Genomic DNA, 18,459 nt, shown 5'->3' on the forward strand with positions numbered 1-18,459 from the left:
ACGGACCCGACCATTGCTGCTCACGATGCACGCAGGTCGGCGCGCGGCCCGGCGCACGGCCGCCCGCTGGCGCGGGCCCGGGCCCTGGTCTGCGAGGATCGGGCGGGTGACGAGCGTGGCGGAGACGAGCCGGGCCTCCCGGTCGGGGGTGCGCAGCCTGCTGACCGGAGCCCGCAGCGCGTGGACCGCGCCCCTGCTCATCTGGGCCGCCTCGCGCCTGGTGAGCACCCTGCTGCTCGCCACGATGTACGTGCTGGCGACCGCGAACGGCTGGACGTTCGCGTCGTACCGGCAGGACCCGTCGTTCTTCACATTCTCCGGATCGTGGGACGCCTCGTTCTACCGGACGATCGCGGAGCACGGGTACCCGGCCACACTCCCCCTCGACGACGCGGGCCACGTCGCGCCGAACGCCTGGGCGTTCCTGCCGGTGTTCCCGGCCATCGTGCGGGCCGTCATGGCCCTGACGGGTGCGTCGTTCTGGGTCGCGGGCGTGCTCGTGGCGACCATCGCGGGCGCCGGTGCCTGCGTGCTGCTGTACCGGCTCGTGCTCGCGGTGGGCTGCTCGCACCGGGCCCGCTGGGCCACCGCACTGTTCGCGTTCGCGCCGACCGGGTTCCTGCTGCAGGTCGCGTACGCCGAGAGCCTGCTGCTCGTGCTGCTGTTCGGAGCGCTGCTGGCGCTGGTGCGGCGTCGGTACTGGCTGATCGCGCCGCTCGGCGTGGTTGCCGCGTTCACGAAGCCGGGCGTCCTCGCGCTGGCGGTGGCGCTGGCGGTGCACCTCGTCGTGCGGTGGGTCGCCTCGCGCCGACAGGACGACCCGTTCCCGTGGCGCGACCGCATCGCGATCGTGGTGTCCGGCCTCGTCGTCGCGGCGGCTGGTCTGGCGTGGCCGGTGATCGCCTCGGCGGTGACCGGGCGGCCGAACGCGTACGTGGACACCGAACTGTCGTGGTGGGTGGGGTTCGTCGGGCGACAGCACTTCGCCCCGCTGACGCCGTGGTTCACGATGGCCTCGACGTGGCTCGGGCCGCTCGGCATCCTGCTCGTGGTGGCGGTGCTCGGCGGTGCGGTGTGGTTCTTCACCCGACGGAGCACCCGCGCGCTCGGCACCGAGGTGCTCGCGTTCACGGCGTCGTACGGGTTGTACCTGGTCGCGGTGTTCCTGCCGCAGCAGTCGTTGCCGCGGCTGCTCATGCCGATGGCGCCGTTGCTCGGGTCGGACGTGTTCGTGCGGACGCGATGGCGGGCGGTGACGTGGCTCGTGGTCGGGGTGTGCCTGCAGCCCGTCGCGATCGTGCTGCTCTGGTTCCTCGGGTACCCCTGAGCGGCGGGCCGATGTCAGTCGGCCTGTCGGCCTACGCGTCGAACGTGTGGAACCAGGCGGTCCCGCCCGGGTGCTGCACCGTGATCATCTCGTCGAGGTCGCGGTACGGGCCGTCCTGGTTGTGGCTCGCCGACTTGATGCGGATGGTGCCGTCGGACTCGGTGAAGACCTCGGACACGATGGTGGTGTGGTCCGGCGATCCGTTCGCGTTCCAGTCGTAGAAGACGATGTCGCCGACCTTGACCTTGTCGCGCTCGTCCGAGGTGCGCCGGGTCAGACCGAACTCCGCAGCGTTCGTCTCGAGCCACGGGTCCATCGTCGGGCAGTACGTCCACGTGGCGCTGTGCTCGGCGCCGGCGGCCCGGTTGTACCAGTCGGAGCGCTGCTCCCAGCCGCGGGCGATGAGCGTCTGGCTGACGTAGTTCGCGCAGTCGCCACCGATCGGGTTCATGGTGCCGTACTCGGACAGGTTGTAGTCCTTCCAGTGCGCCATCGCGTACTGGAGCTGCCGGTCGACGTCGGTCAGCGCTGCGTATGCCACCGTCGACGTCGCAACCGCGGTGGACGCATCGGGCACCGGCGCTGCCGTGGGGGTCGGCGTCGCAGTGGCCGAGTCCTGCGTCGCGCCGGTCTGCCCGTCGTTCGCGGCGCTGCCGTTGCCGTCGGACGACTGGTTGGCGGACGGGGTCGGCTCGATCGACTCGGTGAAGAGCGCGACGGCGGCGTCACCAGCGGTGTACATCGCCTGGTGCGGAGCCGTGAAGGTGACCTTCGACGCCGTGGCCGTGACGTCGCGCGCGGCGACCCCGCCGACGGTGACGCCCTTGACCGCGGCGAGACCGGTGCCCGCGACGGTGACCGTGACGCCGCCGACGAGCGGGACCTGCGCCGGGGTCAGGGACTTCGCGACGGGCTTCGGGGTGGTCGTGCTCTTGCCGGCGTTGCCGTCCCCGGCGTTGTCGCTCTTGCCGCTGCCGTTCTTCTTGCCGGCATCGTCGCTGCCGGACGAGCACGCGGCGACCGCGAGCCCGATCCCGGCGACACCGGCGAGGGACAGGAGTGCGCGGCGGTTCATCGAGGCAGTCATGACACAGCCAGCGTAAGCGACGCACCTGACGTTCCGACACGGCATGATCGTCTCCGGGGGGCGAGCGTCCTCCGTGTCCGCACGGACGCGTTCGAGAGGATCAGCAGACCATGCCCGAGAGCCACGACTTCTTCGTCGCCACCGACCCCGAGACCGCTCGCGGTCAGGTCCGACTCGCCCTCAGCCGCGAGGGCTACACGGTGGACGACGCCGAACAGGGCGCGCTCCGAGCCACCCGCGGCAGCATGGGCCTGACGCTGCTCATCGGCGGTCTCGCGGACGACCGCACCTTCCACACCCGGCTCGACGTGCAGATCATGGTCACCGCGGACGGCCGCACCGTCGCGCGACTGCTGCGCGGCTCCGGCAAGTCCGCGATCAAGGGTGGTGCGCTCGGGATCTCGCGTGGCAACCGCGCCTTCGAGCAGGCCGCGAACGCGATCCACACGTCCTTCGCGCAGGCGGGCGTCCTGACGGACAGCTTCGCGAGCTGACCCGGTCGCATCGCCGGCGCGCGGTGGCCGCGGGCGCTGGCACGCGTTCCCCGACAGAACACGCGACGAACGACTCGTGGATGGTCGCGAACCGCGTGCGGCCTCGTCAGGAGCAGGACCAGTTGCGGTCGATCTCCGTCGACCCGAACGGCGTCTTGTACTGGGTCATCGCGATCGGGCCGCCGAGGAGCCGCGCACCGGAGCATGCTGCCTGCGCCTGGTCGAGACGGCCGTCGCCGATCGCGATCCAGCTCGGCAGCGGCCGGAGCGGGCTCGCGGTCGGGACGGTGCCCATGATCGTGCGGAACTGGTACGAGGTCGAGTACACGCCGATCTGCGTGACACCGCTGCGCTTCAGTGCCGCGACCATGCCCTCGAGCGCCACCCGGTTCTGACCGGTGTCGCTCAGGTGGGACAGGCCGGTCTCGACGTCGAGCCACCAGCGGTACTGCCCCGGGTTGGCGACGCCCCGGGTGTTCGCTGCTTCGTAGGCCCTGGCGTAGCCGTACATGTACGAGCACGCCGACGTCGTCTTCCAGGTCGGCTTCGCGCCGGACTGTGCCGCGCACGTGCCGTACGGGTTCGTCACGGACTGCCCGTTCGGCGCGGCGTTGGACGTCGGCCAGACCGATGCTGCCGCCGCCCCGGGGTTGGCGAACAGCGCGTAGACCTGCGTCTTCGGCTGCGCGGTGCCGCCGGCTGACGACGCAGCCCAGGACAGCTGCTGCTGCAGGCACGGGTTCGTGGTGTTGCCGAGGCTCGAGTTCACCCCGACGATGCCGAAGGACTGGTCGGTCGGCACGCTCTTGCCGCACTGCGGGTAGGAGACGTCCACGCCCGTGCCGGACCCGCTGTTGCCGTTGAGGAAGTACCCCACGACGTCGACGTACACGGTGGCCCTGCCCGCCGACACCTTCGCCTGCACCTGCCCACCGGACGCCAGCGGCGCGATGAGCGCGTTGCCGATCGTCTGCCCCTTGGCGTAGACCTGCGTCGGCACGCTCGAGGCGAGCCCGGCGCCGACGACGCGGAGCGACCCCCCGACGCTGCCGCCACCGACCTTGGCGTTGATGACGGCCGCGGTCGCGTTGCGCGGGACGCCTGCGGTCCCGGCGACGGTGACCTTCGTCGCGGTGGTGCCCGCGGCGACGGTCGCGGCGCGGACCGGGTGCGCCGACACGAACACGGACCCGTTGGCGTTCGGTGCGTAGTACCCGACGACGTCGGCGAGCACGCGAGCGGAGCCAGTGGAGACCTTGGCCTGCACGGCGCCGCCGGACAGCCGGACGGTGGTCGTGTTCGCGACGGTGGTGCCCTTGGAGTACATGAGCGAGACGACGCCGGCGTTGTTGCCGTACGGGGTGAGGCGCAGTCGGCCGCTCGTCGCGGGACGGGACACGTCGGCCTGGAGCACGACGGCCGTGGCGTTCGACGGCACGCCCGCCTTGCCCGCGACGACGATGCGCTTGGCGCCCGTCGTGACGGTGCCGTTCAGCACGTTCGTCGGCGCGAGCGGCGTGTAGGTCGACCCGGCTGCGCTGGTGCCGTACCAACCGGCGACGTCGAGGGCGACGGTCGCCTTGCCGGCCGAGACCTTCACCTGGGCCTTGCCGCTGGTGAGTCCGACCGTGGTGGTGCCGGAGATCGGTTGCGCCCTGGCGAAGTTCTGGATGGCGGGGCTCGCGGTACTGCCGAACGGGGCGACGCTCACGTACGCCGCCGCGCTCGGGGAGGTCACGGTCGCGGTCAGCACGACCGCGGTCGCGTTCGACGGGATGCCGTTGCGGCCGCCGAGCGTGACGGTCGTCAGCTTGCTCGTCGCGGTGCCGGACCAGGCTCGCGCGGGTGCCACAGGCGTGAACCGACCAGTGGTGGGCGCTGCGGCCGATGCCGGTGCCACCGGGGCGACCACGAGCAGCCCAGCAGTGACGGCGAGCACCGTCCCGATCGATGCGATGGCAGTCCTGAAGCGCAACGTGTTCCCCCGTTCCCCGCGCCCCCTTGGCGCACCGGGAGTCTAGAACGATGCGCTCAGCAACACACCACCCCTGTTCGCGAACTGTGCACGACGACACAGTGACGCGAGCCTGTGGAACACACCGAACGCAGAACGGCCCGGAACCTGTCGGTTCCGGGCCGTCTCGGCATTGCCTTGGTGGAGCTAAGGGGATTCGAACCCCTGACCTTCTCATTGCGAACGAGACGCGCTACCAACTGCGCCATAGCCCCAAGTGCTCGACCACAGTAGCACCACCGTTCGGCCGATCCGAAATCGCGGACAGCCGGTCGGGCGAGCCGCGACTCAGACCGCGCGGCGCCGACGCATGATCGCGTCGAGGTCGGCCTGCTGGTACGCGTCGTCGTCGAGGACCCCCATGCCGGCCCACTTGCTCGGCGGACCCGGCGGCGTGGTCGGCTCGTCAGGGATCTCTGCGACGAGCTCGGGCACGGCGGGAGCACGCAGCCCCAGCCGCTCGGCGAGACGCCCCTGGTCGTGGGCGGACAGCGACGCGGCAGCGTCCTCGAGCTCGGGCCGCATGCGTGACACCCGGGCGAGCGACGGGTCGGCCTCGCCCGCTCGGATGGCAGCGGCTTCGGCGTCCGCCTCGGCCTTGGCCTCGGCGACGCGCTCCTTGAGTCGCGCGGCGAGCTCGGCCGACGACTCCGGCGAGGCAGCGGGCGCTGTCGGACGCTCCACGTACAGCGGCTTCGGCACCCGGTTCGGGGTCCAGCTGCGGTCCTGCGCGGGTTCGGCGGACTGCTCGGTCGACAGCGGCGGTGCCGGGTCCGTCCACGTGCTCGCAGGCCGGGAGGCACGGGTCGCGCCCGCCTCGGCCGCCGCGACACGGGTCTTCCGTGCCGTCGCCACCTGGTGCAGCTGGGCCAGGACCGCTGCGGACCCACCCGCGGCGAGGAGTCCTGCGACACCGACGAGCCACAGGGCGGGCGACGCGACGAAGACGACCAGTGCGACGACGACGCCGAGCGTGCCGAACAGGGTGGCTCCGAGGCGGGAGCGGCGCATGCGCATCGCGGTCAGTGCGGGCACCGACGACGCACGCTCGAGCACGGGGGCCTGCTCGGCGAGCCGGCGGGTGATCTCGCGCTGACGTGCGGCCTCGTGGGCGCGGACGATCGCGGTGCGCTTGGCCTCTTCGGACCGGGCGACGCGCTGCGCCTCGGCCAGGGACTTCGCGTTCATCTCGACACGGACCTCGTCGGGCAGTTCAGCGGTCTGCGCCAGGATCCGCAGGGTCTGCTGCAGCCGGATCGCGTTGCGTTCGGTGGCCAGGTACTGGCGTCGGGCAGCCCACGACGGCATCAGGTAGACGAGCCAGAGGACGGCCGCGACGAGCAGGACGATGCCGCCACCCCACGAGCCGATTCCTGCCATGGGGACACGGTAGGGGCGGGGGTATCCCCGTCGCGTGATTGCGGAACGCGTGTTGCGCGTGTCGCGGCGGAATCTACAGCCGGGGCGTGGTGGTGATCGGCAGCGCCGCTTCGTCGCGGGCCGCGAGCGGCACGGCACCGAGGCCGGGTGGCACCTGCCCGCGGACCCAGCGCTCGAGGACGCCCTCACGGACCTCTTCGGCGACGAGCGCGAAGCAGAAGTGGTCGCGCCAGTCGCCGTTGATGTGGATGTACCGGCGGCGCAGCCCTTCGTACCGGAAGCCCAGCTTCTCGACGACGCGGAGCGACGGGGCGTTCTCGGGGCGGATGCAGATCTCGATGCGGTGCACGCCGACCGCGCGGAAGCAGTGGTCGACGGCCAGGGCGACCGAGATCGGGGTCACGTTGTGTCCGGCGGCGTCCTCGACGACCCAGTAGCCGATCGAGGCGCTGGCCAGGGATCCGTAGGTGATGCCGGAGACGTTCAGCTGCCCGACGAACCGGCCGTCGAGCTCCATCGCGAACGGCAGTCCGAGTCCCGCGCGGGCGTTGGCCTGGAGCGCGCGGATGCTGCCGCGGACATCGGTGGAGACGTGTCCTGAGGGGTTCGTGGCCTCCCAGGTGCGGAGCCACGATCGGTTCGACGCGAGTGCGAGGTCGAGGTCGCGCGTGTCACGGAGCCGGAGGGGCCGGATGGTGACCCGCCCGTGGGACAGGGTCGGGATCGTCGTCATCGCTTGGTTCCTCCGGGATCCCGCCGCTGTGCGGGACGGGGTGTCCCGCCCGGGTCCGTGTGCACGGACCCGGGCGGGATGGCCGACTCATTCGCCCGCGTTGAACTCCTTCAGCCACGACTTGAGGTCGGGGCCGAGGTCTTCGCGGTCCGAGGCGAGCTGCACGATCGCCTTGATGTAGTCGAGTTTGTCACCGGTGTCGTACCGGCGTCCACGGAACACGACGCCGTACACGCCGCCGGTCCACTCCTCGGCGCTCGCCATCTTCATGAGCGCGTCGGTGAGCTGGATCTCGCCGCCCTTGCCGGGCTCCTGCTTCTCGAGGACGTCGAAGACCTCGGGGCGGATGACGTAGCGGCCGATGATGGCCAGGTTCGAGGGCGCCTCGCCCTGCGGGGGCTTCTCGACGAGCCCGGTGATCTTCACGACGTCGTCGGTGTCGGTCGGCTCGACCGTGGCGATGCCGTACAGGTGGGTCTGCGACTCGGGGACCTCGAGCAGCGCCACGATCGTGGCGTTCTTCTCGCCCTGGACCTCGATCATGCGCTTGAGCAGCGGGTCGCGGGCGTCGATGATGTCGTCGCCGAGGAGCACGGCGAACGGCTCGCGGCCGACGTGCATCTTCGCGCGGAGCACCGCGTGGCCGAGGCCGAGCGGGTCACCCTGACGCACGTAGTGCATGTCGGCGAGGTCCGTCGACTGGTTGACCTTCTGCAGCTTCTCGTGGTCACCCTTCTTCTTCAGGGTCTCCTCGAGCTCCGACACGTGGTCGAAGTGGTTCTCGAGAGCGTTCTTGTTGCGGCCCGTGATCATCAGGACGTCGGTGAGTCCTGCGTCGACAGCCTCTTCCACCACGTACTGGATGGCTGGCTTGTCGACGACGGGGAGCATCTCCTTCGGCATCGCCTTGGTCGCGGGGAGGAAGCGAGTGCCCAGCCCTGCCGCTGGGATCACCGCCTTGGAAATCTGGAAGCCCATGCCCCAGACCGTATCCGATCCGGGTTTCCGGGGCATGTCATCGCTACTGGGGACACGGCATCAGCGCGTTTCCCGGCGGGAAGCCGCAACGGATGCGCTCGGTAGACTCCTGCGCATGATCGCTGATCTCGGGAACGAGAAGCGCGCCCTGCGAGCCGAACTCCGGCAGCGGCGGCGCACCCGGACCACGACGGAACGCGACGCGGACAGTGCGGCGCTCACCGCGACCCTGCAGCGCTTCGCCGAGGAGCGCCAGGTCACCTCGCTGGCGCTCTACCTGTCGGCGTCGGACGAGCCGAACGTCCGGCCGTTCCTGAACTGGGCGTTCGCGCACGACATCCGGGTGCTGCTGCCGGTCACCCGCGAGGACGGCCTGCTCGACTGGGCGGTCGGCGACGGTGAGAGCGAGACCGAGGGCATCTTCGGCATGCCGGAGGTCGTCGGCGAGGTCCTGTCCCCGCTCGCCATCAACGACGTCGACGCGATCCTCGCTCCCGCAGCTGCCGTCGGGCACGACGGCGTCCGGATGGGATGGGGCCGCGGCTACTACGACAAGACCCTCGGGTCCATGGCGAAGCGCCCGCCCGTCTATGCTGTGATCTTCGACGCGGAGTACCTCGACGAGGTCCCGCGCGAACCCCACGACGAACCCGTGGACGGCATCATCACGCCGTCGCGCATCATCACGTTCCGGAGCTGACGTGCCCACCTACTCGTACCGTTGCACCGAGTGCGACAACGCGTTCGACATCAAGCAGTCGTTCTCCGACGCCACCCTGACCGAGTGCCCGGTGTGCGGCGGCGTCCTGCGCAAGGTGTTCTCCCCCGTCGGCGTGACCTTCAACGGCGGCGGCTTCTACCGCACCGACTCCCGCCCGGCGCCGAAGTCCGAGGGCTCGTCGAGCGCGCCGGCCAAGTCGGAGACGAAGTCCACCCCCGCCAAGACCGAGTCGAAGCCGAGCACGCCGAAGCCCAGCGCCTCCTGACCACGAGCACTCCTCGCCGATAGGTTGATGGGGTCGCCGACCGGCGACTGTCCTCGACCGGAAGGAGTCCCGTGAAGGGCTTCAAGGAGTTCCTGCTCCGCGGCAACGTCATCGACCTGGCCGTCGCAGTCGTCATCGGTGCTGCGTTCACCGCCATCGTCACCACGATCGTCACCAGCCTCATCAACCCCCTGATCGGCGCGGTCTTCAACGCGTCGAGCCTCGACAAGGCGCTCGTCTGGTCCATCCCGACGGTCTCCGGCGGAAGCGCGAAGATCCTGTTCGGCGCGGTCATCGGCGCGGTCATCAACTTCGTGATCGTCGCCGCCGTCGTCTACTTCGCCCTCGTCGTGCCCGTGAACCACCTGAAGAAGGTGGCGTTCGAGCGCGTCAAGAACGACGAGGAGCAGACCCCGCAGGACGTGCCCCCGACGGACGTCGAGGTGCTGCTCGAGATCCGCGACCTGCTCCGCTCCCAGAACGGCGAGCCGACGAGCACGGGTTCGGGTGCGCACGTCGCTCCGAGCACCGCTCCCGAGGGCCCCGGCATCGGCGGCTCGACGAAGCTCTAGCCACAGCTCGCCGAACACCGGTGTTCGTGCACTGCACACCCGCATCCCGCGGCGTGCAGCACGAACACCGGTGTTTTGCGTACGGGGCGCGTCAGGCGGTGACGCGGCGGCGCTTGGCGAACATCGCCGTCGCGTACTGGATACCCGCGAGAACGTGGCCCACGGTGCCGAGGTAGACGAAGACCAGTGCGACGACCCGCACCCACGGCGCGTTCTCGTCGACGGCGTGCACGGCCGAGAACAGCAGCACCGGCAGCCCGACGAAGAGCAGCGCGGAGCGGATCTTGCCGGTCCACGTGACGTCGAGGTCCGGGTTGCCGTGGAACAGCACGCTCGACAGCACCACGAGCACCAGGTCGACGAGCACGACGACGGCGACGACCCACCACGGCAGCAGGCCGGTCAGCACGAGCGACAGCACGATCGCGATGATGGCGAGTCGGTCGGCGACGGGGTCGATCGCCTTGCCGAGCTTCGAGCCCTGGTCGAACTTGCGCGCGATGAAGCCGTCCGCCCAGTCGCTCACGCCGATGACGACGAGTGCGACGAGCGCCCAGCCCGGGTGTCCGGCGACGACGAGCCACACGAAGACCGGGATCAGGAGCAGCCGGAACAGCGAGATCAGGTTCGGCCAGGTCTGCCAGTCGGGGCGCTCCCGCACGGTGTCAGTCATCGCAGGCCAGGCTACCTGCTACCAGTGGGGCGGGACGTCCGCCCGGAGACGGACATCGTTCTCGCCGGTTCCGTGCCGCGCCGGCTCCGGCGCGGGGGTGGGGTCCGAGCCCGGCACCGGCTGGGTGGTGACGCGTCTGCGCCGCCGCACCGGGCCTCCCGACAGGTCGTCCGTGTCGCGTTCCGGAGACGCTGACCGGACGGGAGGCGCGGCTGGCGACGCGTCGTCGGCTCGCGTCCACGTGCCCACCAGCTGGTCCGTCTCCGGCGTCACCGGCCCGGCGGGCCGGGAGGCCCGCCGACTCGGCCGGTCGGTCATCGGCGTGCGGGGATCGGGGGGATCGAGATCTCCTGCGTGGCGCCACGATCGACACCGAGCACGGCGGCGACGGTGTTCGCGACACGGTCCGGGTCGGAGAACAGCTGGAACGCGTGCACGCGGACGTAGTGCCAACCGAGTCGGCGCAGGACCTCGGGGCGGAGGCGGAGTGACTCACGCAGCGACCCCTTGACCAGCGACGCGTCGGTCTCGATCGTGACGCAGACGCCGCCGTGCGCGGCCACCAGGCCGAGCTTGCCGCGGTGTCCGAGCGCGACCGGGATGCCGCGCATCTCGAGTCGGCGGGCCAGGTCGACGAGCAGCGGGTCGGAGTCGTCCGGCACGTACTCGGCGGTGGTGCGCGCACGCACCTCGGCCAGGATCTCGGCGAGGGCGACGGTGCCGTGGCCCATGCGCTCGGCCTCGATGTCGGACGGCTGGAAGCACGTCACGATCACCATCGAGCGGCGCGCACGGGTCATCGCGACCGCGAGCAACCGCTCGCCGCCGGGCTTGCCGAGCGGACCGAAGTCACGCAGGACGCGGCCGTGCGGGGTGCGGCCGTAGCCGATGGAGAACACGACGCGGTCGCGGCTCTGCGCCACCGACTGCTCGAGCGTCGCAACGATGAACGGCTCGGCGCGGTCGCCGATGACGAACTCGGTCAGGTCCTTGTGCCCCTGCGCCGCGGTCAGCACGGCCTGTTCGACGCGCACGGCGTGCTTCGCCGACGCGGTGATGACCATGAGCGACTCGGACGGGCGGGTGCGGGCGTGGTCGATGACGAGGCGGACGACGCGGTCCACCTCGGCGTCGACGCTCTCGACGGCGCCGGACTCGGGGTCCGGCACGGCCTTGCCGTCGCTGACGTAGTCGAGCGCGATCGAGCCGTGTCCGAGGAACGAGCCGGCCCAGGGCAGCGACTCGATCTTGCCGCCGTAGAAGCGACGGTTCACGAGCTCGGCCAGGTCCTCGCCGCCGGCGCGGTACGACCGCGAGAGCGACAGGGTCGGCAGCAGCGTGGAGAGCTTCGCCAGGGCGGAGTCGGCGTGGAAGGCGTCGAGGGTGCCCTCGTCGACCTGCAGCGCACGGTGCTCGGGGTCGACGGCGATGCGGAACGGCGACGGCGTCTGCGTGACCGGGTCACCGAAGACGACGGTCTGGCGCGCACGACGGACGGCTCCGACGGTCTCGGCGATGGTCACGGCGCCGGCGTCGACCAGGATCACGGTGTCGAACGGCATCGTGTCGGCGATCTGCGACACCTCGTACGGGCTCGCGAGCCACACGGGCGCGATCGACCGGGACAGGTGCGGTGCGGAGTCTTGGAGCAGCCGCGAGGTGATCGCACCCTCGCGCAGCTGGGTCTTCAGCGCCGTGGCCTCTTCCGGCCAGTCGACGAGTCCGACCTTCCAGTTCTCGGCGAGCTGCCACGCCAGGCCCTGGGAGACCCCGGCCGCGTGGGCGTCGTCGACGAGGCGGAAGTCGGCCTCGACCCGGTCGAGCATGTCGGTGTTCGCGCCGAGCAGGGCCCGGTCGGACTCGAGCATGGTCTCGAGCGCGGACTGCCACCAGGCGAGCTCGAGCTCGGCCGGTACCTGCAGGTCCGGCACGTGCCGGTTCGCCAGGTCGGTGATGAGCGGCTCGAGCTGCAGGTCGCGCAGGGTCTGCATGAGCTCGGTGCGCTCCTGCAGGTTGTGCAGGACGTCGGACTCGGCCGCGAGCTCGGCGATGGTGGGGACGAGCTGGTCGACCGGGGTGTTCGCGAGCTGACGGTCGCGCTCGGTCCGGCCGAGCGGCTCGTCGAGGCGCGCGAGGTCCTCGGCGACGTTCGAGAACAGCACCTGCACGTCCGCGATGCCCGTGGGCACCTCGGGGTTCACGCCGGCGGCGACGTAGCGCTGCCAGAGCACGCGCTGCTGCTGCACCCGGGTCAGGGCCTCGTGCAGGTCGGAGACGTGCACGCCGGGGCGGACGTACTCGCGAGCGAGCTTCTTCAGGCGACGGCGGTTCGTCGACGACATCGGAGCCCCCTCGCCACGCGGGGCGGTGGCGGCGACGAGCTCGGACACCGAACGGTCGAAGACCACCGGCAGGAAGCGGTCGAGGGTGTCACGGATCTCGGTGAGCAGGCGCAGGTAGATGCCGAGCTCGTTGATCGTCGTGAACTGGCGCATGTGCGTCGAGCTCACCAGGTCGTGCGCCCGGCGGAGCAGCGTCGGCAGACCGTCGGAGTCGAGGTCCTTCGCGGTGCGGTGGGCGCGCTGGGCACCGTCGCTGGTGGAGAACTTCGCGCCGTACCAGGGCGAATCGTCGGGGCCGTAGCGGAACTCACCGAGGTTGGCCGCGCTGACCATCGTCTCGGCGACGCGCGAACGCCCCTCGACCATGGACGCCACGGACTGCTTCGACAGCCGCGCGGTCGTCGACGGCGGGACCGGCAGGAGCGACAGGCGCGAGAGCTCGACCAGGCAGTCGAGCACCGAGACGCCGAAGTCGGCGTCCTTGCGGGTGAGCGAACCGCGGTAGTCCTTCAGGACCTTGCGGAGCCGGACCAGGGCGTCGTCGACCTCGCGCAGGTTCGGACGGGCCGCCTTCTCGTTCCGGGCGATGGCACGGACGACGTCACGGCGCAGGGTCGACGGTGTGACCGCGACGCCGGGCAGCTGGACCTCGCCGAAGCGCGCCGCGATGCCCCGCAGGGTCGCGCGGCGCGGGCTCACCACGAGGACGCGCTTGTTCGCGGCGACCAGGCCACCCAGGGCGTTCACGATCGTCTGGGTGCCACCGGTGCCGGGCAGGGTCTTGACGACGATGGAGTTGCCGGCCGCGATCTGCGCGATCACGTTCTCCTGCTCGTCGTCGGCGTCGAGCAGCAGCGTGTCGGTCTCCGGGCTGCGCTCGTCCGACGGGGTCTGCTCGACCGGGTGGTACGACTGCTCGACCTGCCACTTGGCGCTCGGGTTGCCGGCCAGGGCGTCGAGCACGGGGTGGGACAGGTCGCCGGTGTCCTCGACCAGACCGGTCGCGACCTCGGCGAACGTGGAGACCACGAGCCGGGCGTGCACGGAGAAGCCGGGGATGTGCGCGGTCAGGCCGCGCAGCCGGTCGATGACGGGGTTCGGCGTGAACGAGCCGTCCTGCTGCGCGAGCGCCACGAAGGACTGCGCGTCGAGGATGACGCCGAACTGCTCGTGCAGCGCATCGGCGAGACCGGGGTTGAGCACGGGTTCGCCGAGGAGCCGGACCTCGAAGTCACGGCCGTGGCGACGGATCGCCAGCGGGCGCAGGAGCACCGGGCCGCGGAACTGCTCGTCGCCGTGCTTCCAGTCGGCCATGCCGATGCCGAGCTTCACGGCGTCGATCCCGCGCACCGTGGCGAGCTCGGTGCCCTTCGCCTCGACCTGGCCGGCGGCGACGCGGGCCGCTCGGAGCGCCACCTCGTCGCGGATCAGGCTGGACAGCAGGGTGGTCTTGCCGGTGATGAACTGGGCGAGGCCGCCCGGGTGCGTCGTCGACAGTTCGATGCGCGCGCGGGGGTGGTCGCTGAAGTGGGTGAGCGGGCTCGTGCCGCCGACGCCGGTGAGCTGGCCGCGCCAGCCGTCCCACGTCGGTTCGGCCGCGTTGCCCGCCTGCAGCCGGGGATCGCCGAGGCTGATCGCCTGCGGGCTGGTCAGCTGCAGTTCCGGGCGGAGCGTACGGTCCGGTTCGTCGTCGGTCCGGTCCTCGTCCACGTCCTGCTGCTCGTCTCGGTCGTCTCGCTCGTCGCGGTGGTCTCGCTGACCGCGGTCGTCTCGCTCGTCGTCGGGGCGCTCGTGGGCACCCTCGACGGGGACGTCGTCGTTCACGTCGTCCTCACCGTCGGTCACCCTGTCCGCTCGCCACACATCCGACACTGTAGGCGGGAACGAGCGCCCTCTCTGGCAATGAACCGAGGTTTCGGGGTTTCCGGTGCACGGTGAAGCGCTCCGGTCCGCGCCCGACGCGTCCGATGTGGTACCAACGGGGCATGGCCATCGACGACCGCACCACCCCGTCCGCCCCCACGCCGAACCGGCGTCGATCGGTCCCCGCCGAGATCTCCCGCTCGTGGCTGCTCGTCTCCGGCACCGCGACCGACCGGTTCGAGAAGTCCCAGCGGTCCCGCGCCGACCAGATCATCCTGGACATCGAGGACGCCGTCGACCCCGCCGCCAAGCCCTCGGCACGGCAGGGCGTCGCCGCGTGGCTGGCCGGCGGCGGCGAGGCCTGGGTCCGGATCAACGACGTCACGACCGACTTCTGGGCCGACGACGTCGAGGAGCTCCGCGGCCTGCCCGGGCTGCAGGGCGTGATGCTCGCGAAGACCGAGTCCCCGGCTCAGGTCACCGACACGTGGCACCGGCTCGGCGGCCAGACCCCGGTGATCGCCTTGGTCGAGTCGGCGCTCGGCATCGAGGAATCCGTCTCGATCGCGCGGGCCCAGGGCGCGTTCCGGCTCGCGTTCGGCTCCGGCGACTACCGCCGCGACACCGGTACGAGCGCCGACACCCTGGCGATGGCGTACCCACGGTCGAAGCTCGTCGTTGCCTCGCGCGTCGGCGATCTGCCCGGCCCGATCGACGGCCCGACGGTGGGGTCGTCGCACCCGATCCTGCGCGAGCAGTCCCAGGTCGCGGTGTCGCTCGGCCTGACCGGCAAGCTCTGCCTGGACACCGAGCAGTTGCCCGTCATCAACGAGGTCATCTCCCCCACGCCGACCGACGTCGCCTGGGCACAGGACTTCCTCGACGACTTCGAGGCCCGCGGCAAGGTCATCCGCGACGGTTCCGACCTGCCCCGACTGGGTCGGGCGCAGAAGATCCAGCGGCTCGCACAGGCGTTCGGCGTCGAAGCGCGGTAGGACTGCTCCCATGACCTGGTCCAACGTCCCCGGCGGTCCGCCGCAGTCCTCGCCCGGCCCCCAGGACCCGCAGCGCGCGGCCTGGGAGCGCAGCGGCACCACGTTGTTCCCGCCGGCGAAGCTCGCCGACCGGATCTCCACCGTGCTGCTGCTGGCCTTCGGCGCCGTGATGACGATCGTCACCGCCGTCGTCGGCATCATCGCGGTCATCTCGGCGACCGCGACCTGCGATGCCTCCGCCGGGTGCTCGCCCGGCGGGTACATCGGCGGCACGGCCATCGCGGTCGGCGGCGCGTTCGTGATCGGCGTCGCCACGATCGTGCTGGCGATCGGCGCGTGGATCCGTCGGAAGTCGTCGTGGTGGATCGCCGCGGTCGGCTTCGTGCTCGCGATCGCCGTCATCACGTGGGGTGGGGTCGTCTTCGCGAACGCCGCCGACGACGAGACCGCGTCGTCCTCGGTGTCCGCGAGCGCCTAGCGCCGTCGCGCACCGCGCTGGTCCCGCCGGACCGACTCCGAACGACACGATCGACGTCGTACGACGTCGAGACTGTCGCATCGCATCGCATCGCACCGCGTCACGTCGCGTGGGCAGCGGCGACGGGGCGACGGACGGGAGGCCCATGGCGGACACGGCCACGGGGGTCCCGTCCGACACGGCGTACCGTCCACGGCATGGTGACGGTGTCGCGGACGACGGTCGCGGTGGTCGGTGGTGGCCCCGCCGGGGTCGTCCTCGGGCTGCTGCTCGCCCGGGCCGGCATCGATGTGCGCGTCATCGAGCAGCACGACGACTTCAACCGGGACTTCCGGGGCGACACCGTGCACGCCTCGACGATCCGGCTGCTCGACGAGCTCGGCCTCGGCGAGCGCTTCCGGGCCCTGCCGCAGTCACGGCTCGACGACTTCTCCCTGCCCATGCCCGACGGGTCGCGGCTGCTGCTCGGCGACTTCTCACGGCTCGATCCCCCGTACGACCACGTGGCGATGGTGCCGCAGTGGGACCTGCTCGACCTGCTCGTGACCGCTGCCCGGCAGGAACCGTCGTTCGACATCGCGATGGGCCTCGCGGCGACCGGGCTCATCGAGGAGAACGGCACCGTCACCGGGGTCCACCTCCGCCCGCGCGACGGCAGCAGCGAACCCGAGGAGCTCCGCGCCGACGTCGTGATCGCCTGCGACGGACGGAACTCGGTCCTGCGCCGGGCAGCGGGGCTCGTGCCGCGGGCGTTCCCGGTGCCGTTCGACACCTGGTGGTTCCGGCTCCCCCGGCGATCGGGCGATGCGGCGAGCGCCCTGACCCCCGCGTTCTCGGGGAAGGACGTGCTGCTGAGCTTCCCGCGGCCCGACTACCACCAGGTCGCGTACTTCGCCCCGAAGGGCTCGGACGCGGCGCTGCGGGCCGAGGGGATCGACGCCTTCCGGGAGCGGGTAGCGCGGCTCCGTCCGGACTTCGCGGACCGGGTCGACGCCTTCGGGTCGATGGACGACGTGCACGTGCTCGACGTCCGGATGGACCGGTTGCGGCGGTGGTGGCGGCCGGGGCTGCTGTGCATCGGCGACGCGGCGCACGCGATGTCGCCCGCGGGTGGGGTGGGGATCAACCTGGCGGTGCAGGACGCCGTGGCGACGGCGGCGATCCTCGCGCCGTCGTTGCGGCACGGGCTCCGAGGTGCGGGGCTGGACGGTGCGCTGGCCGCGGTGCAGCGTCGTCGGAAGCCGCCGGCAGTGATCGTCCAGTCGGCGCAGGCCGTGCTGCACCGCGTCGTGTTCGAGCGGGCCTTCGCCGGACGACTGCAGGACGGGCCACCGCTGCTGCCCGTGCTGCTCGCCCGGTACGTGCCGCCGTCACGGGGTCTCTACGCCCGGGGCATCGCGTTTGGGCCACTGCCGGAGCACGCGCCGAGCTGGGCGCGGCGCTGAACGGAGCGCGCGCGGTGGACGGGACCGGACGGCGGACGGGAGGCGCGGGGCGGGGCCGCCACGGGCCTCCCGGTCGGCGGGTGGTCACCGCCACTGCGCGACGCACCCTGTGCGCGACCGCGCACCCCCGGCGCATGCTGGGGCCATGAAGCAACGAGTCATCGGAGACGTGTCGGTCAGCGCCATCGGTCTGGGCGGGATGCCCATGTCGATCGAGGGCCGACCCGACGAACGACAGTCCATCGCGACCATCCACGCCGCGCTCGAGAACGGTGTCACGCTCATCGACACCGCGGACGCGTACCACCTGGCCGCCCACGACGAGGTGGGGCACAACGAGGAGCTCATCGCCCGGGCGGTCCGCGAGTTCCACGGCGACACCGAGTCGATCCTCATCGCCACGAAGGGCGGCCACCTGCGACCGGAAGCCGGCGCGTGGGCGCAGAACGGCCACCCGGAGTACCTGAAGCAGGCGGCGAGGGCGTCGGCGAAGCGCCTCGGCGTCGAGGCGATCGGCCTCTACCAGTTCCACCGTCCGGACCCCGCGGTGCCCTACGCCGAGTCGGTCGGCGCGCTCGGCGAGCTGCTCGACGAGGGCGTCATCCGGATGGCCGGCATCTCGAACGCAGACCCCGACCAGATCCGGACGGCGAACGACGTCCTCGACGGACGTCTCGCCTCGGTGCAGAACCAGTTCTCGCCGAAGTTCCGGTCGAGCGAGCCGGAACTCGAGCTCTGCGACGAGCTCGGGATCGCGTTCCTGCCGTGGAGCCCGCTCGGTGGCATCGCGAACGCCGCCGACCTCGGCACCGCGTACGAGGACTTCGCGTACATCGCACGCGACCGTGGCGTGACCCCGCAGGTCATCGCGCTCGCGTGGGAGCTGCAGAAGAGCGACGTGGTCGTCCCGATCCCCGGGGCGTCGCGGCCGCAGTCGATCCTCAACTCGTTGACCGCACCGACCGTGAAGCTGCGACCGGAGGACGTCGCCCGTCTGGACGCGTCGCAGCCGGCGGCCGTCTGAGCAGTCCCACGACGACGCCCCGCAGTTCCGGTCGGAGCTGCGGGGCGTCGTGGTGTCGGGACCTGGTG

16 protein-coding genes and 1 tRNA gene are annotated in these 18,459 nt (G+C 71.3%); 9 read left to right on the forward strand and 8 right to left on the reverse strand.

What is annotated here, in order from left to right; translation table 11 throughout:
* Nucleotides 1-106 precede the first annotated feature (106 nt).
* Nucleotides 107-1,327 (forward strand): putative hexosyltransferase, encoded by a 1,221-nt coding sequence (locus DEJ14_RS15990; protein ID WP_181437617.1) that lies wholly within the window; start codon nt 107-109, stop codon nt 1,325-1,327.
* Between the two features lie 31 nt (nt 1,328-1,358).
* On the opposite strand, the gene DEJ14_RS15995 is transcribed toward DEJ14_RS15990, so the two are convergent.
* Nucleotides 1,359-2,414 carry an amidase domain-containing protein gene (locus tag DEJ14_RS15995; protein WP_181437618.1) on the reverse strand — a complete coding sequence of 352 codons (1,056 nt, stop codon included), beginning with the start codon at nt 2,412-2,414 and terminating at the stop codon, nt 1,359-1,361.
* A gap of 110 nt (nt 2,415-2,524) precedes the next feature.
* Here DEJ14_RS15995 and DEJ14_RS16000 point away from each other — a divergent pair, with 110 nt between their 5' ends.
* Complete coding sequence (locus tag DEJ14_RS16000) at nt 2,525-2,908, forward strand: hypothetical protein (RefSeq protein WP_111086293.1); 384 nt, start codon at nt 2,525-2,527, stop codon at nt 2,906-2,908.
* A 106-nt stretch (nt 2,909-3,014) separates the two neighbouring features.
* Here the strand turns inward: DEJ14_RS16000 and DEJ14_RS16005 are convergent, their stop codons facing one another.
* From DEJ14_RS16005 to galU, 5 genes are all read right to left on the reverse strand, one after another.
* Entirely contained in the window at nt 3,015-4,883 is a 1,869-nt protein-coding gene (locus tag DEJ14_RS16005; protein ID WP_181437619.1) for a glycoside hydrolase family 25 domain-containing protein, read from the reverse strand.
* A 178-nt stretch (nt 4,884-5,061) separates the two neighbouring features.
* Nucleotides 5,062-5,137: transfer RNA gene (locus DEJ14_RS16010), tRNA-Ala, on the reverse strand.
* A 73-nt stretch (nt 5,138-5,210) separates the two neighbouring features.
* Complete coding sequence (locus tag DEJ14_RS16015) at nt 5,211-6,302, reverse strand: hypothetical protein (protein ID WP_111086295.1); 1,092 nt, start codon at nt 6,300-6,302, stop codon at nt 5,211-5,213.
* A 73-nt stretch (nt 6,303-6,375) separates the two neighbouring features.
* Nucleotides 6,376-7,035, reverse strand: coding sequence for a GNAT family N-acetyltransferase (locus DEJ14_RS16020; protein ID WP_111086296.1), 660 nt, complete (start codon nt 7,033-7,035; stop codon nt 6,376-6,378).
* Nucleotides 7,036-7,122: 87 nt separating this feature from the next.
* Nucleotides 7,123-8,013: a UTP--glucose-1-phosphate uridylyltransferase GalU gene (galU, locus tag DEJ14_RS16025; protein ID WP_111086297.1), complete on the reverse strand. Its 891-nt coding sequence runs from the start codon at nt 8,011-8,013 to the stop codon at nt 7,123-7,125.
* A gap of 115 nt (nt 8,014-8,128) precedes the next feature.
* Here galU and DEJ14_RS16030 point away from each other — a divergent pair, with 115 nt between their 5' ends.
* From DEJ14_RS16030 to mscL, 3 genes are all read left to right on the forward strand, one after another.
* Nucleotides 8,129-8,713: a 5-formyltetrahydrofolate cyclo-ligase gene (locus DEJ14_RS16030; protein WP_111086298.1), complete on the forward strand. Its 585-nt coding sequence runs from the start codon at nt 8,129-8,131 to the stop codon at nt 8,711-8,713.
* A gap of 1 nt (nt 8,714) precedes the next feature.
* Nucleotides 8,715-8,999, forward strand: a complete 285-nt coding sequence (locus tag DEJ14_RS16035; RefSeq protein ID WP_111086299.1) for an FmdB family zinc ribbon protein — start codon at nt 8,715-8,717, stop codon at nt 8,997-8,999.
* A gap of 71 nt (nt 9,000-9,070) precedes the next feature.
* A complete protein-coding gene (mscL, locus tag DEJ14_RS16040) occupies nt 9,071-9,571 on the forward strand; it encodes a large conductance mechanosensitive channel protein MscL (RefSeq protein WP_111086300.1) in 501 nt (166 codons plus the stop codon).
* A 91-nt stretch (nt 9,572-9,662) separates the two neighbouring features.
* On the opposite strand, the gene DEJ14_RS16045 is transcribed toward mscL, so the two are convergent.
* On the reverse strand, nt 9,663-10,244 hold the full coding sequence (locus tag DEJ14_RS16045; RefSeq protein WP_111086301.1) for a CDP-alcohol phosphatidyltransferase family protein: 582 nt from the start codon (nt 10,242-10,244) through the stop codon (nt 9,663-9,665).
* Nucleotides 10,245-10,558: 314 nt separating this feature from the next.
* Nucleotides 10,559-14,410 carry an AAA family ATPase gene (locus DEJ14_RS16050; RefSeq protein ID WP_502868771.1) on the reverse strand — a complete coding sequence of 1,284 codons (3,852 nt, stop codon included), beginning with the start codon at nt 14,408-14,410 and terminating at the stop codon, nt 10,559-10,561.
* Between the two features lie 161 nt (nt 14,411-14,571).
* Here DEJ14_RS16050 and DEJ14_RS16055 point away from each other — a divergent pair, with 161 nt between their 5' ends.
* From DEJ14_RS16055 to DEJ14_RS16070, 4 genes are all read left to right on the forward strand, one after another.
* Nucleotides 14,572-15,444, forward strand: coding sequence for an HpcH/HpaI aldolase/citrate lyase family protein (locus DEJ14_RS16055; protein ID WP_111086303.1), 873 nt, complete (start codon nt 14,572-14,574; stop codon nt 15,442-15,444).
* A gap of 10 nt (nt 15,445-15,454) precedes the next feature.
* Nucleotides 15,455-15,922 carry a DUF6264 family protein gene (locus DEJ14_RS16060; RefSeq protein WP_111086304.1) on the forward strand — a complete coding sequence of 156 codons (468 nt, stop codon included), beginning with the start codon at nt 15,455-15,457 and terminating at the stop codon, nt 15,920-15,922.
* Nucleotides 15,923-16,119: 197 nt separating this feature from the next.
* Nucleotides 16,120-17,367: an FAD-dependent oxidoreductase gene (locus DEJ14_RS16065; protein ID WP_111086305.1), complete on the forward strand. Its 1,248-nt coding sequence runs from the start codon at nt 16,120-16,122 to the stop codon at nt 17,365-17,367.
* A gap of 145 nt (nt 17,368-17,512) precedes the next feature.
* On the forward strand, nt 17,513-18,391 hold the full coding sequence (locus DEJ14_RS16070) for an aldo/keto reductase (protein WP_111086306.1): 879 nt from the start codon (nt 17,513-17,515) through the stop codon (nt 18,389-18,391).
* Nucleotides 18,392-18,459: the final 68 nt, after the last annotated feature.

The organism is Curtobacterium sp. MCJR17_020 (genome assembly GCF_003234365.2).
Lineage (GTDB): Bacteria > Actinomycetota > Actinomycetes > Actinomycetales > Microbacteriaceae > Curtobacterium.

Excerpts from the sequence above, each read along its gene's own strand:
- DEJ14_RS16070 (WP_111086306.1), top strand. The coding sequence starts at position 17,513 with ATGAAGCAACGAGTCATCGGAGACGTGTCGGTCAGCGCCATCGGTCTG.
- DEJ14_RS15995 (WP_181437618.1), bottom strand. The coding sequence starts at position 2,414 with ATGACTGCCTCGATGAACCGCCGCGCACTCCTGTCCCTCGCCGGTGTC.
- galU (WP_111086297.1), bottom strand. The coding sequence starts at position 8,013 with ATGGGCTTCCAGATTTCCAAGGCGGTGATCCCAGCGGCAGGGCTGGGC.
- DEJ14_RS16065 (WP_111086305.1), top strand. The coding sequence starts at position 16,120 with ATGGTGACGGTGTCGCGGACGACGGTCGCGGTGGTCGGTGGTGGCCCC.
- DEJ14_RS16020 (WP_111086296.1), bottom strand. The coding sequence starts at position 7,035 with ATGACGACGATCCCGACCCTGTCCCACGGGCGGGTCACCATCCGGCCC.
- DEJ14_RS16045 (WP_111086301.1), bottom strand. The coding sequence starts at position 10,244 with ATGACTGACACCGTGCGGGAGCGCCCCGACTGGCAGACCTGGCCGAAC.
- DEJ14_RS16015 (WP_111086295.1), bottom strand. The coding sequence starts at position 6,302 with ATGGCAGGAATCGGCTCGTGGGGTGGCGGCATCGTCCTGCTCGTCGCG.
- DEJ14_RS16030 (WP_111086298.1), top strand. The coding sequence starts at position 8,129 with ATGATCGCTGATCTCGGGAACGAGAAGCGCGCCCTGCGAGCCGAACTC.
- DEJ14_RS16000 (WP_111086293.1), top strand. The coding sequence starts at position 2,525 with ATGCCCGAGAGCCACGACTTCTTCGTCGCCACCGACCCCGAGACCGCT.
- DEJ14_RS16055 (WP_111086303.1), top strand. The coding sequence starts at position 14,572 with ATGGCCATCGACGACCGCACCACCCCGTCCGCCCCCACGCCGAACCGG.
- DEJ14_RS16060 (WP_111086304.1), top strand. The coding sequence starts at position 15,455 with ATGACCTGGTCCAACGTCCCCGGCGGTCCGCCGCAGTCCTCGCCCGGC.